A 14,238-nucleotide genomic window follows, 5' to 3' on the forward strand; every position below is an offset into this window, starting at 1 on the left:
AGCTAATGGCTGAGTCAAACAGCTTGCTGGTTATCATTCGTCATGCTCCTTACGGCTCCAACCTGCTTCGAGAAGGGGTGGATACAGCGCTGGTAGCGGCCGCATTTGGACAGCCTGTAGACCTGCTGTTCCTTGGGCAGGGCGCTATGGCGTTATTAAAAGAGCAAGGCAGCGGGGCGCCAGGGCAGAAAGCCAGCCTCCCCACAATAGATATGCTGGAGATGTACGATATCGAGCATCTTTGGACCACGGAAGAGTCCCTGGCCGCTATTGGAGTGCCCACATCAATGCTGCGAAACGATGTGCAGTTTTTGAAAGCTAAAGCAATGCCTGGGTTTCTTCAGCAGTACGCGCAAATACTTAATTTTTAGTGGGATACTCAGTATGTTGCATATTTTAACCAAGGCGCTAAATAGTGATGCGGCGCATCAGATGCAGCAAGCCGTTGGTGAAGAGGATATCGTAGTACTGACGGAAGAAGGTGTACAAGCGGCACTGAAAACGCACTGGGAAGGTTGGCAGGCGTATCAGTCACGCATCTATCTGTTAGCTGAAGATGTCGCGGCGTGGGGCCTAAATGCTGCCGTTACCGCTAATGGCTTACCTACGGTTGATATGAACGGGTTCGTTACGTTAACTGAGCACCACTCTCAAATCGTCACGTGGTATTAATATGTCGGATTCAAAAATATACCGTTATCTTAATCCGGATAATACAATTGAATTAGACCCTGAGGGCTATCTGGTAGAGCAGTCGGTATGGTCAAAGGCCGTAGCTGAAATGCTGGCCAGCGACGAAGGGCTCGTATTAACCGAAGCGCATTGGGAATTAATTGATGTAATGCGTGATTTTTACAAACGCTATGAAATGGCGCCGGCTATGCGTCCCTTGGTAAAAGCCACGAAGAATGCGCTGGGAGAAGAGAAGGGCAAGTCGATGTATTTAATGTCGCTTTTCCCCGGCAGCCCTGCGAAACGTATAGCGCGACTTGCCGGGCTGCCTAAACCAACCAACTGCCTGTAGAAGCGGTAAGTTGAAGATAGGCTTGATATTAAGCCAAATCTCCTCGGGTACAAACGGATAGAACAACCGCATCATCGGCACTGGTAGATACCAGTGCATGCCCCATATCACTATCAAAATAGATGCTGTCGCCTTCAACAAGCAGCAGCGGGGCATAAAACTCGCTGTACAGCATGATATCGCCATGAAGAACCATCAAAAACTCTTCGCCATCATGACGCACCCATTGGTGATATTCGTCAAAGTTGCGTGCGCGCACAATGGTCTTAAAGGGAATCATGCGCTTTTGAGCCAGTTGGTGCCCCAGTAACTCATGCTCGTAAGTAGGCGTTGGATGTAGCTGGCCTTTGTCTTTACGCGTTAAGTCTCGCCGTCCCATGGTATAGCGTTCACGTTTGGGCGGCGTAAAGAGCTGAGGCAGGTCGATATTAAGCCCAGTGGTGAGTTTTTGAACGACGCTAAACGTAGGCGAGACTTGATCATTTTCAATCTTTGAAAGAGTAGAGCGTGCTAGCCCAGTACGCTGGCTGACATCTTCCAGCGTCCACTGGTTAGCCAAGCGAATTTGCTTGAGCCGCGCGCCCAAGAGAAGCGGTTCTACAAACGGTTTGCTGCCGGAGGCAATACGCAGTGCGGCATGTTCTTCAGAAGTGGCGGTCATAATGGTCACATAAGAGACAGCAATAGGGACCATAGTAACATAGCGTTAGCGTCTGCCATGGTATTCGCGAGTACAGAATATTTAACCTTCTTCTGAAAAAGGTAGCCCCAGCAAGGCTCTAATATGCGCCTCCACACCTCTTCCTAATGATTTAGGTTCGTAGCCACCTTCCAGTACAGAGACAACGCGGTTATCAGCATAAAGCGCCGCAATCTCCATTGCCAGGTGCGTTATCCAATAAAAGTCTTCATCATCCAGGCAGATATCGGCCATCGTATCGTCGCGATGAGCATCAAATCCTGCCGATATCATCACCAGGTCCGGTTTAAACGCATGAAGGGCGGGGAGCCACTGATGCTCAATGAGGCGTCGAAATTCAGCGCTGTCAGTGCCTGATTCTAGCGGCGTATTAACAACGTTGTGCCACTCACTACGCAGATAACGCCACGGGTAAAACGGGTACTGAAAGCTTGTACAGATCAGGACATCTGATCTGTCCTTAAAGATATCGATAGTTCCATTACACTGATGGACATCAAAGTCGAGGATAGCGATACGCTTGGCACCATATACGTCACGTGCATGGGCGGCACCTACGGCGATATTGTTATAAAAGCAAAAGCCCATCGCCTCGCTTGCTTCGGCATGATGGCCGGGAGGCCTAACGGCACAAAAAACATTATCAGCGTGGCCCTTAAACACCTGATCGACTGCTTTTATAGTGGCACCAGCGGCTACCCGGGCAGCTTTTAAGCTATCCGGATTCATGAGTGTTTCGCTGTCCAGGGCGACAATGCCTTCAGTAGGCACACATTTCTCTAAAGCATTAAGGTGTCGGGGAGGGTGTACTTTTGCCAACGCCTCAGAACTGGCTTCTTTGGCATCAGACTGCATGGTCTGCTGTAATAAACCGGCAAGTGAGAGGCGAGCGCGAATTGCTTCCAGACGCTGTGGACTTTCAGGGTGTTCTGGTCCCATATGATGCAATGAGCAGTCTGGATGGGTAAGGTAAGAGGTGATCATTCAAGCGCTCCATTGTATTGAGGCCACCTTAATCGCCTCTGGGGCTTGCGCGACAGTGTCAATAAGTCGTACACCGTCGTTATCTACTTCAGGGGAGGCTCAATTTTGAGTACGCGCTTTTTGCATCATTTTTTTGAACCTCGCACGCTAGCCGTGTTTGGCGCTTCTGAAAAACCGGCCTCGCTGGGTGGGTTAGTGCTGAATAATCTCCAAGAGGGCGGCTTTAAAGGCACTCTGTGGGCGGTCAATCCAAAAGGCTATGATCAAGTATTCGGCGTGCCCTGTTTCAGCAGTGTAGCGGATTTACCCGAAGTGCCGGACTTGGCAGTTGTCTGCTCACCGATTAAAGGCGTTCCCAAATTAATTAAACGCTTGGGCGAGTTTGGTGTGAAAGCTGCGTTGGTGCTTTCCGGAGGCGCCTACCTGGACCGCGATAGCGACAATACCGGTTCTATTCGTGAACGGATGTTAAAAGCCGCCATCGCCTCAGGTATTCGAGTGTTGGGCCCAGAGTGCATGGGGGTCATCGTCCCAAGCAAGCGTTTGAATGCCTCGTACGCCAGCCAGCCTGTCAAAGCGGGCCGTGTCGCCTACCTGGGGCAATCGGGCATGCTTGCCAACGCCATGATTGATTGGGCCGCTGGACGCGATGTGGGGTTCTCTCACTTGATTACGGTGGGGGATAGCGTCGATGTTTTGTTGCCGGATTTAATCGACTACGTAAATCAGTTTTCACCCGCTCAGGCCATCTTATTACACCTGGAAAGGGTGAATGACGCACAACATTTTATGACCTCTGTGCGCGATGCTTCGCGTAACCGCTTGGTACTTGCCATTAAAAGCGGCCGTACGCCGCAATCCGATATTTCGGGGATGGCACCTACGCCGGGTATTGCTAATCGTGATGTCGTTTTCGATGCGGCGTTTGCGCGCGCTGGAGTGGTAAGGGTCGATGATTCCGATGAGCTATTGGATGCTCTGGAAACGCTCTCGCGCATGAAGCCATTACGCGGTGATCGGTTAGCCATTGTTTCTAATGGCTTGGGTCCAGCCATGCTGGCGATTGATAAGTTGGTTAGCGCAGGCGGTAAGCTTGCCGTGTTTAGCGAGGAAACCCAAGCGGCGCTACATAAAAGCCAAGTCGATATAAGTAAGCCCGGCGAAAACCCGGTTGACTTGGGTGGCAACGCAACCCCCGCGCGCTTTGTTGAGGCGCTGGAAATTGTGGCCGCCGATGCCAATGTCGATGCGGTGCTGGTGGTCCATGCCCCAACACGGTTGGCACCTTCAGCGATGACGGCTCAAGCACTAATTGATAATCGCAAAAAATTTCGGCGTAACTTGCTGACCAGTTGGATGGGCCTGAAGGAAGCCCTGAATGCACGCCATCTCTGCAACATCGCGGGTATACCGACCTATATTTCCCCGGAAAAAGCCGTTAAGGCCTTCATGCACATGGTAATTTACCAGCGTGTTCAAGCCTTGCTGCATGAAATTCCACCGAGCCTGCCATTTTCAACTAGCCCGGAAATACGTGCCCAGTGTCGGTCGCTGATCACCCAGGCAAAAGAGCAGGGGAGAAAGACACTCAGCCATTCAGAAACAGCCCAGGTACTTAAAGCGTATGGTATTCCTACGGCGCCAAGTGTGTATCTGAGCAACCCTGAAGAGGCCGAATCCGCAGCCCAAAAAATCCAGGGGCCGATGGCTCTGAAAGTGGTTCATGAAGGTAATTGCCGGCCTTACCGATACCGTAAACACCCCCATAAAATGTCTGCCGGGCTGCTACAAGACCTGGAAACGCCTGCTGAAGTGGCGCAAGGGGTACATCAGCTGGGTGATAAAGTACGTGAGAAGTTTCCCCAATACACTATTCGCGAGTTCTGCTTACAGCCTATGCAGCGGGGTAAGCACTCCATGCAGATTTGTGCCGGTATTACCCGCGACCCGGTTTTCGGCCCGCTGATTGTGTTTGGTATTGGCGGCTATAAAGTCAATATTTTGGCAGACCGCCAAGTCGCTCTGCCGCCGTTGAACATGAGCCTGGCAGCCGACGTCGTTGGCAGGACGCACGCGGCCTCTTTAATTCGTGAACACTCCGCTGAACCTGAGCGCGACATTCAGCGGCTATGCCAGCTGTTAGTCAAGCTTTCGCAAATGGCATCTGATTTGGGGGACCTGCGAGGGCTGGAGATAAACCCGCTGCTGCTTAATCGTGATGGCATGCTGGCGGTGGATTTTGCGATGGATTTAGGCACGCCTGCGCGCTTTGCCATCATGCCATACCCGGAAGAATTGCGAGAATGGGTAACACTTAAAAATGGCTGGCAGGTAGAGGTACGCCCCATCAGGGCCGAAGATGCGCCTTTAATTACCGCCTTTCATCGTCAGCTATCGGAAGAGAGTATTCGTTTCCGATACTTCCACAATAAGTCCAACCTCACTCAGCGCGATTTATCGGTTTTGTCACATATTAATTATGATCGACAAATGGCATTTATCGCTGAGCACCAGCACGCAGATGGGAGTAAGGAGATGTTAGGCGTCGTACGTGTGTGGAACGACCCTGACAATATACGCACCGAATTTTCGGTGATCATCCGCGATGATTTACAAGGGCTTGGGATTGGCAGCCTGCTGATGAAGAAGATGGTCAATTACTGCACGCATATCGGCACACTCGAAATGGTGGGCAAAATCATGGTCGATAACCACCCAATGCGGGCGTTAATGAAACACTTGGGGTTCACGTGCCGCTATAACATGGAAGAACAGGTGATTGATGCTGTCCTGCGCTTAAATGAACCCGAAAGCGAGTGGCAACGCCTTCGCCTGGAAAGCCTGCCCGATTAACCCGACCAAGTGCATCACCAAGACAGCAAGCCTGTCTAATTAACGTATCACCGAAACAGACCTGCGCTGAACAATAATGAGCGATCTTTATAGGGGTTATGGGGCCAAGCGGAACTGGCTCCACTCTCCACCATCGCGACGCTCGAAACGTATACGGTCATGTAGTCGGCTGGGCTGGCCCTGCCAAAATTCAATCATGTCAGGTTGCAGGCGGTAGCCGCCCCAATGAATGGGCCGCGGGATTTCTTGTCCCTCATAGGCCTGTTCAAAGCGTTTCTGACGCTCCTCAATCCAGTTACGATCAGGAATGACAACGCTTTGCGTTGCAATCCAGGCGCCTAACTGGCTACCGCGAGGGCGGCTGGCAAAGTACTCATCCGATTCATCCGGCGCAACCTGTTCGACGGAACCTTCAATACGCACTTGGCGAGCGAGTGATGGCCACCAAAACGTCATTGCCGCAAACGGCACATTACTCAGCTCGCTACCTTTATGGCTATGATAATTGGTGTAAAACACCATACCTTGCTCATCAAATCCTTTCAGCAATACAACGCGTGCATGCGGCCGCCCTTGGCTATCCACTGTTGCAAGCGTCATGGCATTGGCGTCTTTGTTCTCCTTCTCCATTGCCAGGCTAAACCACTCATCAAACAGCACGAAAGGCCCTTGAGTGACATGGGTTTCATCAAGCCTGCCACCTTCGTAATCACGCCGAATGTCGGCTATGTTGCGAGTCATTAGCGGAACTCCCTAAGTTTTAATAACGTTCGTCACTCTTTAGATAACGCCCAAAACTGTTCACTTACCTGTTTGGCGCTGTTGTTGGCTACGAAAACGTGCGTACCCCATGCAACCTACAAAAAGCGCCAGTGATATGAGCGCTTCCACAATGCCATGCACCGTTTGCCCGGGTACAGCGGCTAACATGACACCTTGTGTAACGTAGAGAAGGCTGACAAAGGCGAGCCAAGCATGGCCACGTGCACGCTGGCCAAGAATGGAAGGTAAAAAAAGCACCAGCGGTAAAATAAAGGCCACCACAGGCCGCCAATCAAACGTATCGTTTTGCAATGTAAAGCCACGATAAATAACCAGCAGCAAGAGCAGTGTAAAACTGACCAATACACACTGCCTAGCACGCAGTGTTAACGTATTTATGCCGTGGCGCTGTTCCAGGCTAGTTAGCCACTGCTTCATGATGTCCCCTGGCGCATGGCATTAAGCGCTACTGCTAGTTTAGCCAGTCGTTTGCCTTGTGCCACGCATAGTGCTCGTTCATGTTCATCTACCGAACGGTCGCTACGTGGGCCTGCCAAATGGCTGGCACCGTAAGGCGTGCCTCCGCCTTGGGTGCTTAAAAGGGCCGTTTCACTATAGGGAATACCTGCATAGACCATTCCGTGGTGCAACAAGGGCACTAACATGGTCAGCAGCGTACTTTCCTGGCCGCCGTGTAGACTGGAGGTCGATGTAAATGCACAAGCTGGTTTATCGACCAAAGCACCGTTCATCCATAAGCTGCTTGTGCTATCCAGGAAGTACTTTAAGGGAGCGGCCATATTGCCAAAGCGCGTGGGGCTGCCCAAGGCAAGCGCGCTGCAGTTACGCAGATCATCAAGTTCAACATACACCGCTCCCTCATCAGGGATTTCCGGCGCGACGGCCTCGCAAGTTGTTGAAACTGGAGGCACCGTGCGTAAACGCGCTTCAATACCTACAATGCTTTCAATACCTGCAGCCAATTGACGGGCCATGTCGGCCGTCGCCCCTGAGCGAGAGTAATAAAGAACCAATACGTAAGGGGTGGTGTTACTCATAAATTTTCCTTGGTCCTGGAAGAACGCCGATAAAAGCCCTGCCTGATGCCTTATGGTATCAGAGCTATGTACTTGGCAGGAGATGGCTTTAAAAGATGGTAGCTGGTTTCGGGTAATCTGACGTAAACCCAGACGTCGCTTCCATCGGCTAACCGTTTTTTAACGCGCTCATACCGAACGCCCAAGCGTTCATAGCGATCAAGCCGCCTTAACGCTTCCGGCGTCACGGTTAATTTTAGGCCTTCGACGTGGCTACCAGGCTGGGGAGCTACGTCCAGATCGTGACGCTGATACCCTTGAAGAACCGCCGGTTCTGGATTGCCTAAACTGCCAGTGACTAACCAGCGAATCAGTGGATAACGTAGCGTTCCATAGACAAACAGCTGATGTGTGCGTTGCTCTACTGTTGGCACCTCATCAGGCGGGGAATAGAGCCAAGGACTTAACAGGGTTAGCCACAGCCATGTGGCCGCTGACAGCAGTAATAAACCTGCCAGAGCGATTGTTTTTTTAACCCAGCCCATCCGTTGCCCTTTTAAAAACGTGAGTGGGATAGCCTGGCGTGCCGTTTTACCTTAAGCAAGTGTTGAGCAATCTGCTTAAGCAATACGATATGGTTTGCTAGGATAGGGGTAGACCTTATCGGAGGAGCCTGCAATGAACCAGCCACTTCGTGATGATATGGATTTCCGAGCCTCTGTGGGTGATGTAACGCCGTTGGCACGTAGTAATCAGGCCGACGCAGGTAATCACCGGAGGAAGCCTTCTGCAGCACAGCTTGCACGCAGAGAAAGCGCTCAAGAAGAGCTTAGTGAACGTAATTTTCTATCCGATGACTTTGTTGATTTACTGCCCCCTTTTGATCCTATCGAATACCGTCAAGAAGGCATTCAGCAGGGCGTTGTCGATAAATTAAGGCATGGAGGATATAGCGTACAGGCACAACTTCATTTATTGCGTCGGCCGTTGGCTGAATGTCGCCGCATGCTGTTTCCGTTTATTCAGGAAGCCTATGCGCATGACCTGCGTTCGGTCATGATTGTGCATGGAAGAGGGCGCGAACTGGACAGCCCAGCCAACGTGCTGCGCTCTTACCTGGCCAAGTGGCTTGGCCAGTTTGAAGAGGTCCAGGCGTATGTCTCTGCCCAGCCTTCCGAAGGCGGGCTTGGCGCTACGTGGGTGATGCTGCGCAAAAGCCAACGGGCGAAAGCCAATAACCGTGAGCGCCAGCAAAAACGGCGCGGTTAATCAGGATTTAGTTATCTCTCTTCTATTTTCTTACTACCTTCATCCATTATCTCATTAAGTGCTCAAAAGGGCACTTAATGCTTCTTTATACCCTTTAAAGTCCACATAAAAGGACTTAGCAAGCTGCTTGTGTTAATGTGCTATTATAAGGACACAAAGAGCTTTTTACGCTTTTAAGTGCTTTTTAGAGGACTTTATGAGCATTGACGATATGTCGCCTGCAGCTCTTGCGGAAGAGCTGGGGCAGCGCTTGAAGCAGGCACGCCTTAACCAGGATATGACGCAATTGGAAGTGGCCAAGCGTGCGGGGCTGTCCAGAAAGGTGGTGCTGAATGCGGAAAAAGGCAGAGTTCAGCTGGAGGCGCTCGTCGCTATTATGATAGCCCTGAATGTGACCTCACAGCTGGATTACTTCTTGCCACCCCCGATGATTTCGCCCTTACAGCTCTCCAAGCTCCAGGGGAGGCAACGCCAGCGTGCTTCGGGGCAGAGCACTTCAGGGCAGAGCACTTCAGGACAGAGCACTTCCGAGCAGAGTAGCGCGGATGAAGAGGGGACGCTTGAATGGTAATGGAAGCTGTCGATGTTCACTGCATGGAGCACTACGTAGGCGCTGTTAGTTTCGATACGCGTACCGGACAAGGCGCGTTTGAGTACGATACGTCGTTTGTGAAAAAGGGGATTGAACTTTCTCCTCTGAAGATGCCATTAGCCAACAGAATATATGCGTTCCCTGAGCTTGATTTTAAAACCTTTAAAGGGCTGCCTGGATTAATTGCCGACTCGTTACCCGATGATTTTGGCAACGCGGTATTAAACGCCTGGATTGCCAGCAAAGGGGGGCAGGCCAGCGATATTACGCCGCTTCAGCGACTTCAGTATACCGGCAAGCGGGGCATGGGCGCCCTTGAATATACGCCCGCTACGCGGCTAAAAAGCCTGAACGCCTCAAGCCAAGTAGAAATAGCCTCACTGGTAGGCATTGCTCAGGAAATTCTGGATAATCGTGCGAATTTTTCCGTTGAACTTGCGAAAGAGGGCCAGGATGATCGCGAAGCGATGATGGCACTGCTTTCGGTGGGAATGAGTGCTGGCGGCGCTCGGCCCAAAGCCGTGCTGGCATTTAACCAGGATTTCTCCGAGGTGCGTTCAGGCCAGGCGGATGTGCCTAAAGGGTTTACGCACTACTTAATGAAATTTGATGGCGTAAGTGAGCATAACCAAAACCGTGAGGTTTTTGGTGACCCGCTGGGTTATGGTGCCATGGAGTATGTGTATTATCGGCTGGCAAAATCCTGCGGTATCGAGATGATGCCTAGCCAATTGCTGCAAGAAGGTAAACGCCGGCACTTTATAACCCAGCGCTTTGACCGTATCGAGAATCAAAAGCGGCATGTGCAGACGCTAAATGGCATCGCCCACGTGGATTACAACAAGCCTGGTTCTTTCTCTTACGCAGAGCTATTTGGCATCGCAAGGCAGCTGCGCCTTTCTGCCGAAGAGGCCGACCAGCTTTTTAGACGTATGGTGTTTAACATCGTGGCGCGAAACCATGATGATCATGCCAAAAACTTTGCTTTTATCCTGAAAAAAGAGCGATGGGCACTCGCGCCAGCTTATGACCTTGCGTATAGCTATAAACCGGGCAGTCGGTGGATTAACAATCACTGGATGAGCTTAAACGGTAAGCGCGATCACTTTACGCGAGACGATTTTTACTCACTTGAAAAGCTTAGCCCACGTTTTACCCGGTCAAAAATCAACGCCATGATCGACGAAACCGTTGAGCATGTTGCACAGTGGAATGTATTAGCGAACGAGCATGGAGTGCCCGCTTCACTGATAGATGAAGTAGCTTCCCATCTTCGTCTGAAGCTGTAGGCGACGCCGCGTTTAAACGTTTTAAAAGCCCCTTTCACAATAAAAACCGGCCAGGACATTCCTCCCTGGCCAGTTTTTTTCAGCGGCTTACTGGCTGGTTGCCAAGCGGCGTTCAAAGAGCGCGTGGCGCTCTTCTACATCGGGCTGATAACGAACGCTAAATGAATTGAGTAGGCGTAGCGCATCGTCAGGGTGCTGATCATCGCGCAGCGCCATGGCATTAAAGCCACAGCGGCGCATGTAGTCGAGCTGATCAACCAGCACATCACCGACGGCGCGTATTTCACCAGCGTACCCAAAGCGTTCGCGCAGCAGGCGAGCGGTTGAGTAGCCGCGGCCATCGGTAAAGCTTGGGAAGTCGATCGCCACGGCAGGCAGCGGATGCAGTTCTGCTGCCAGCTCAGCGTTAAGCTCGGTGTCACTCAACAGTAACGGAGCAAGTTCTGCATCCTGCTTGTTCGCCTGCCATAACGTTAACGGCACAAATGCCGGACGCTGTTCAGGAAGATGGGTGTCGTCGTAAGAAACACACCAAGCGTTTTCAGCGGCCAGTTCTCCGTTAAGCAGAAGGTGATCAACGTGCACCGGGTTCAGCGTTTCTTCAGTCGGGGTATCCACATTATTTGGCATACACACGCTCTTTAAAAGGTTTCAGGCCAATCCGGCGATAGGTGTCCAGGAAATGCTCATCTTCATGACGCTCGGCAACATAAACCTGTAACACCTTGTCAACCACGTCCGGAACGTCCTGGCGGAAGAAAGAGGGGCCCAGGATTTTGCCGAGTGATGCATCGTCGGTGGCATTGCCACCAATCGATATTTGGTAAAACTCTTCACCTTTCTTGTCGACACCGAGGATGCCGATATGGCCCACATGATGGTGACCACATGCGTTCATGCAGCCCGAAATATTAAGATCCAGCGGCCCCAGGTCATACAGGAAATCCAGATCTTCGAAACGTTCCTGCAGCGCCTGGGCGATAGGAATGGAAACGGCATTGGCCAAACTGCAATAGTCACCGCCAGGGCAGCAGATAATATCGTTCAGCGTACCCACGGTAGGGTTGGCCATGCCCAGCGCTTCAAGCTCGTTCCACAGCGTTTCGATTTCATCGACAGGAACATCGGAAAGCACCAGATTCTGTTCGTGGGTCACGCGAATTTCGCTAAAGCTATAGCGATCAGCTAAATCTGCCACGGTATCCATCTGATCGGCAGTGACATCGCCTGGTGCGTGTTCACGACGCTTGAGCGACAGTGTCACCGCCTTATAGCCAGGCACTTTGTGGTCGGTAACGTTATTGGTCACAAAGCGTGCGAAGCTGCGGTTTTCACTGCGCAAGCGTTCAAAATCAACCGCAGCACTTTCTGCTACCGGGCGACGCTCCGGCTCGGGGAAGTGGCCTTTAGCGACATCAACCGCTGCCTGATTAAGCGTCTGCGGGCCATCTTTTAAATGTGCCCACTCTTCTTCAACGCGGCGGCGATACTCTTCAATGCCCAGCGCTTTGACCAGAATCTTGATACGTGCCTTGAACTTGTTGTCCCGACGACCAAACTGGTTATAAACGCGTACGCAGGCTTCAAGGTAAGTCAGCAGATGCTGCCAGGGTAGGTCTTCACGCACTACCTCAGCAATCATCGGCGTACGACCGAGACCACCACCGGCGAGCACCTTGATGCGCAGTTCGCCTTTTTCGTTGCGCCACAGGCGTAGGCCGATATCGTGAACCTGGATAGCCGCACGATCCTTGGCCGCACCGGTTACCGCAATTTTGAACTTGCGCGGTAGATAGGCGAATTCAGGGTGTAGCGTCGACCACTGGCGGATTAGCTCACACCAAGGGCGCGGGTCTTCCACTTCGTCGTTAGCAATACCGGCGAACTGGTCACTGGTCGTGTTGCGGATACAGTTACCGCTGGTTTGGATGGCGTGCATTTGCACTTTAGCAAGCTCGGCCAGAATATCTGGCACATCTTCCTGCGCAGGCCAGTTCAACTGAAGATTCTGCCGGGTCGTAAAGTGCCCATAACCCCGGTCATAGCGACGGGTAATATCGGCAAGCGAGCGTAACTGGTAACTTGCGAGCATGCCATAGGGAATGGCGATCCGGAGCATCGGTGCATGCCGCTGGATATATAGGCCATTTTGCAGCCGCAGCGGACGAAACTCTTCTTCTCCCAAGCGTCCTGCCAGGTAGCGATCCATCTGGTCACGAAACTGGACGACACGCTCATCAACCAGGGTCTGGTCATGAATATCATAACGGTACATGTGGCACGATCCTGCTAAAAAGCGAAATGGTCACGTCAAAGCGGACATTAATGTAGTGTTACCTTAACGCGTATCTCATATTCTACAAAAGAATATATAATTATCTTTTTATCGCTAAACGATATTTAAAACATTGGGAGCTAGCCAGCGCTTACGCTGCCAAATCCACAAAAAACCCGCTGAATTCGCTAGTCGATAAAAAAGCTGTACCAGCCAAACCCCAAGCAGGCCTTGTTGTAAACCAACTCCAACCCACCAGGCAAGGGGCAGAAACAAAAGCCACTGCATGCTTAAGGTCAGTAGCATCACCGTACGCTGCGCGCCAGCGCCCATCAATGCTTGAGCCAGCACCAAGGCCGCTGCATCCAGCACAATCATCGCGCCGGTAATTTGTAGCGGCAGAGTACCCAACGTAATAAGCTCATGGCTGGAAAAGAAGATGCTGAGCAACTGCGCTGGAAATGCCAGCATCGGTAGTGCCAAAAGCGTGAGTAGCAAGCCCGCAACGCGAAGTGCATCCAGTCCCCATCGATGGGCGGCACGCTGATCATCTTGCCCCAGCGCTTCGCCGACCAGGCTCATGGCCGCAACGCCGACGCCCACGCCAGGCAGTATTAACAGTAGTGATAGATTAACCAGTACATGGCCAACCGCAACGCTTGCTGTGCCCAACCGACTTAATAGCCAGAAAAGCACGACGTAGCCCGCCGCAAAACACACCTGCTGTAGCGAATGCGGCAGGGCAAGCGCCAGCGTCATACGCAATGTCTCAAGGGTAGGCAAACTGAACATAAAGCCGTTTTTTTCTCGCTGGCTTACGGTCACCCAAAGCCAGATAAAAAGCCCTAAAATCATCGAAAGGGTGGTACCTACGCCTGCACCACTTGCCCCCATGCGGGGCAGCCCAAATAGCCCATAGATCAGACCACTACTGGCCGCTACGTTAAACAGCTGAACGACAATAATGATGCGCAGATAAAGGTGTGTCTGTTGGCGGCCATTCCAATAACCGCGAAAACATAGGGTTAACGCAATGGCTGTCAGGGCGATAACCCGCCAGCGAAAGTAATCAACCGCAACGTGATGCACCTCAGGCACCTGCGTTATCAAATACAGCAGGGCAGGCGCTTGCCACCAGGCCAGCAGCGATAGCGGCAGCCCAACCACCAGGCCAACCGCAACTCCTGCCTGTAAAGGCTGAGCCGAATACTCACAGCCCGCTCCAAGGCGCTGGGACGTTTGCGATTGAACGCTTGAGGAGAGGCCAAATACCAGCGCAGTTACCATAAACATGGCATAACCGCCCACGCCGACACCCGCCAGTGCGACCTGACCGAGATGCCCTACCAGGGCGGCATCAATAATGTTGAGCATGCTTTGAGAAAGCATGCCCAACATAACAGGAAACGCCAAGCGCATTACCTTGCCGTGACGATGTGCAGCTACTGCCATA

The 14,238-nt window shown here is 51.9% G+C and carries 16 protein-coding genes; 7 read left to right on the plus strand and 9 right to left on the minus strand.

The genetic code is table 11. The annotated features are described in order from the left end of the window. Positions 1 to 5 precede the first annotated feature (5 nt). The 3 genes from tusC to ACT3RU_RS02815 are packed head-to-tail and all read left to right on the plus strand — an operon-like array spanning position 6 to position 1,024. Complete coding sequence (gene tusC / locus ACT3RU_RS02805) at positions 6 to 371, plus strand: sulfurtransferase complex subunit TusC (RefSeq protein ID WP_087105416.1); 366 nt, start codon at positions 6 to 8, stop codon at positions 369 to 371. Positions 372 to 384: 13 nt separating this feature from the next. Continuing rightward, positions 385 to 672: a sulfurtransferase complex subunit TusB gene (gene tusB, locus ACT3RU_RS02810; protein WP_192526996.1), complete on the plus strand. Its 288-nt coding sequence runs from the start codon at positions 385 to 387 to the stop codon at positions 670 to 672. A 1-nt stretch (position 673) separates the two neighbouring features. Then, positions 674 to 1,024 (plus strand): TusE/DsrC/DsvC family sulfur relay protein, encoded by a 351-nt coding sequence (locus tag ACT3RU_RS02815; protein WP_192526995.1) that lies wholly within the window; start codon positions 674 to 676, stop codon positions 1,022 to 1,024. A gap of 28 nt (positions 1,025 to 1,052) precedes the next feature. On the opposite strand, the gene ACT3RU_RS02820 is transcribed toward ACT3RU_RS02815, so the two are convergent. Both ACT3RU_RS02820 and ACT3RU_RS02825 read right to left on the minus strand, forming a co-directional pair. After that, on the minus strand, positions 1,053 to 1,685 hold the full coding sequence (locus tag ACT3RU_RS02820; protein WP_172116650.1) for a helix-turn-helix domain-containing protein: 633 nt from the start codon (positions 1,683 to 1,685) through the stop codon (positions 1,053 to 1,055). Positions 1,686 to 1,766: 81 nt separating this feature from the next. Beyond that, a complete protein-coding gene (locus ACT3RU_RS02825; protein ID WP_192526994.1) occupies positions 1,767 to 2,708 on the minus strand; it encodes a histone deacetylase family protein in 942 nt (313 codons plus the stop codon). A gap of 105 nt (positions 2,709 to 2,813) precedes the next feature. On the opposite strand from ACT3RU_RS02825, the gene ACT3RU_RS02830 reads away from it, so the two are divergent. After that, positions 2,814 to 5,561 carry a bifunctional acetate--CoA ligase family protein/GNAT family N-acetyltransferase gene (locus tag ACT3RU_RS02830; RefSeq protein WP_192526993.1) on the plus strand — a complete coding sequence of 916 codons (2,748 nt, stop codon included), beginning with the start codon at positions 2,814 to 2,816 and terminating at the stop codon, positions 5,559 to 5,561. A 96-nt stretch (positions 5,562 to 5,657) separates the two neighbouring features. Here the strand turns inward: ACT3RU_RS02830 and pdxH are convergent, their stop codons facing one another. From pdxH to ACT3RU_RS02850, 4 genes are read right to left on the minus strand one after another with little or no spacing between them, the layout of a single operon-like run. Further along, positions 5,658 to 6,302, minus strand: a complete 645-nt coding sequence (pdxH, locus tag ACT3RU_RS02835) for a pyridoxamine 5'-phosphate oxidase (protein ID WP_192526992.1) — start codon at positions 6,300 to 6,302, stop codon at positions 5,658 to 5,660. A gap of 60 nt (positions 6,303 to 6,362) precedes the next feature. Then, on the minus strand, positions 6,363 to 6,761 hold the full coding sequence (locus ACT3RU_RS02840) for a DUF2069 domain-containing protein (protein WP_192526991.1): 399 nt from the start codon (positions 6,759 to 6,761) through the stop codon (positions 6,363 to 6,365). Beyond that, positions 6,758 to 7,381, minus strand: coding sequence for an NAD(P)H:quinone oxidoreductase (gene wrbA / locus ACT3RU_RS02845; protein ID WP_192526990.1), 624 nt, complete (start codon positions 7,379 to 7,381; stop codon positions 6,758 to 6,760). Before wrbA ends, ACT3RU_RS02840 begins: the two co-directional genes overlap by 4 nt. Positions 7,382 to 7,431: 50 nt before the next feature. After that, complete coding sequence (locus ACT3RU_RS02850) at positions 7,432 to 7,905, minus strand: gamma-glutamylcyclotransferase family protein (RefSeq protein ID WP_192526989.1); 474 nt, start codon at positions 7,903 to 7,905, stop codon at positions 7,432 to 7,434. A gap of 133 nt (positions 7,906 to 8,038) precedes the next feature. Here ACT3RU_RS02850 and smrA point away from each other — a divergent pair, with 133 nt between their 5' ends. From smrA to ACT3RU_RS02865, 3 genes are all read left to right on the plus strand, one after another. Beyond that, positions 8,039 to 8,629, plus strand: a complete 591-nt coding sequence (gene smrA, locus ACT3RU_RS02855; RefSeq protein WP_192526988.1) for a DNA endonuclease SmrA — start codon at positions 8,039 to 8,041, stop codon at positions 8,627 to 8,629. 196 nt (positions 8,630 to 8,825) lie between these two features. Then, positions 8,826 to 9,200: a helix-turn-helix transcriptional regulator gene (locus ACT3RU_RS02860; RefSeq protein WP_192526987.1), complete on the plus strand. Its 375-nt coding sequence runs from the start codon at positions 8,826 to 8,828 to the stop codon at positions 9,198 to 9,200. After that, entirely contained in the window at positions 9,194 to 10,510 is a 1,317-nt protein-coding gene (locus tag ACT3RU_RS02865; protein ID WP_192526986.1) for a type II toxin-antitoxin system HipA family toxin, read from the plus strand. Before ACT3RU_RS02860 ends, ACT3RU_RS02865 begins: the two co-directional genes overlap by 7 nt. An 87-nt stretch (positions 10,511 to 10,597) precedes the next feature. Here the strand turns inward: ACT3RU_RS02865 and ACT3RU_RS02870 are convergent, their stop codons facing one another. The 3 genes from ACT3RU_RS02870 to ACT3RU_RS02880 all read right to left on the minus strand — a co-directional run bounded on the left by ACT3RU_RS02870 (position 10,598) and on the right by ACT3RU_RS02880 (position 14,237). Then, positions 10,598 to 11,140, minus strand: coding sequence for a DUF934 domain-containing protein (locus ACT3RU_RS02870; protein ID WP_192526985.1), 543 nt, complete (start codon positions 11,138 to 11,140; stop codon positions 10,598 to 10,600). Beyond that, the gene (locus ACT3RU_RS02875) at positions 11,130 to 12,785 is read right to left on the minus strand and encodes a nitrite/sulfite reductase (RefSeq protein WP_192526984.1); all 1,656 of its coding nucleotides are present in this window, start codon (positions 12,783 to 12,785) and stop codon (positions 11,130 to 11,132) included. The genes ACT3RU_RS02870 and ACT3RU_RS02875 overlap by 11 nt, the downstream gene beginning before the upstream one ends. A 114-nt stretch (positions 12,786 to 12,899) precedes the next feature. Continuing rightward, complete coding sequence (locus ACT3RU_RS02880) at positions 12,900 to 14,237, minus strand: MATE family efflux transporter (RefSeq protein ID WP_225733737.1); 1,338 nt, start codon at positions 14,235 to 14,237, stop codon at positions 12,900 to 12,902. Position 14,238 lies beyond the last annotated feature (1 nt).

Origin of the sequence: Halomonas sp. TP35 (assembly GCF_052375975.1) — a bacterium.
GTDB lineage: Bacteria > Pseudomonadota > Gammaproteobacteria > Pseudomonadales > Halomonadaceae > Vreelandella > Vreelandella citrativorans.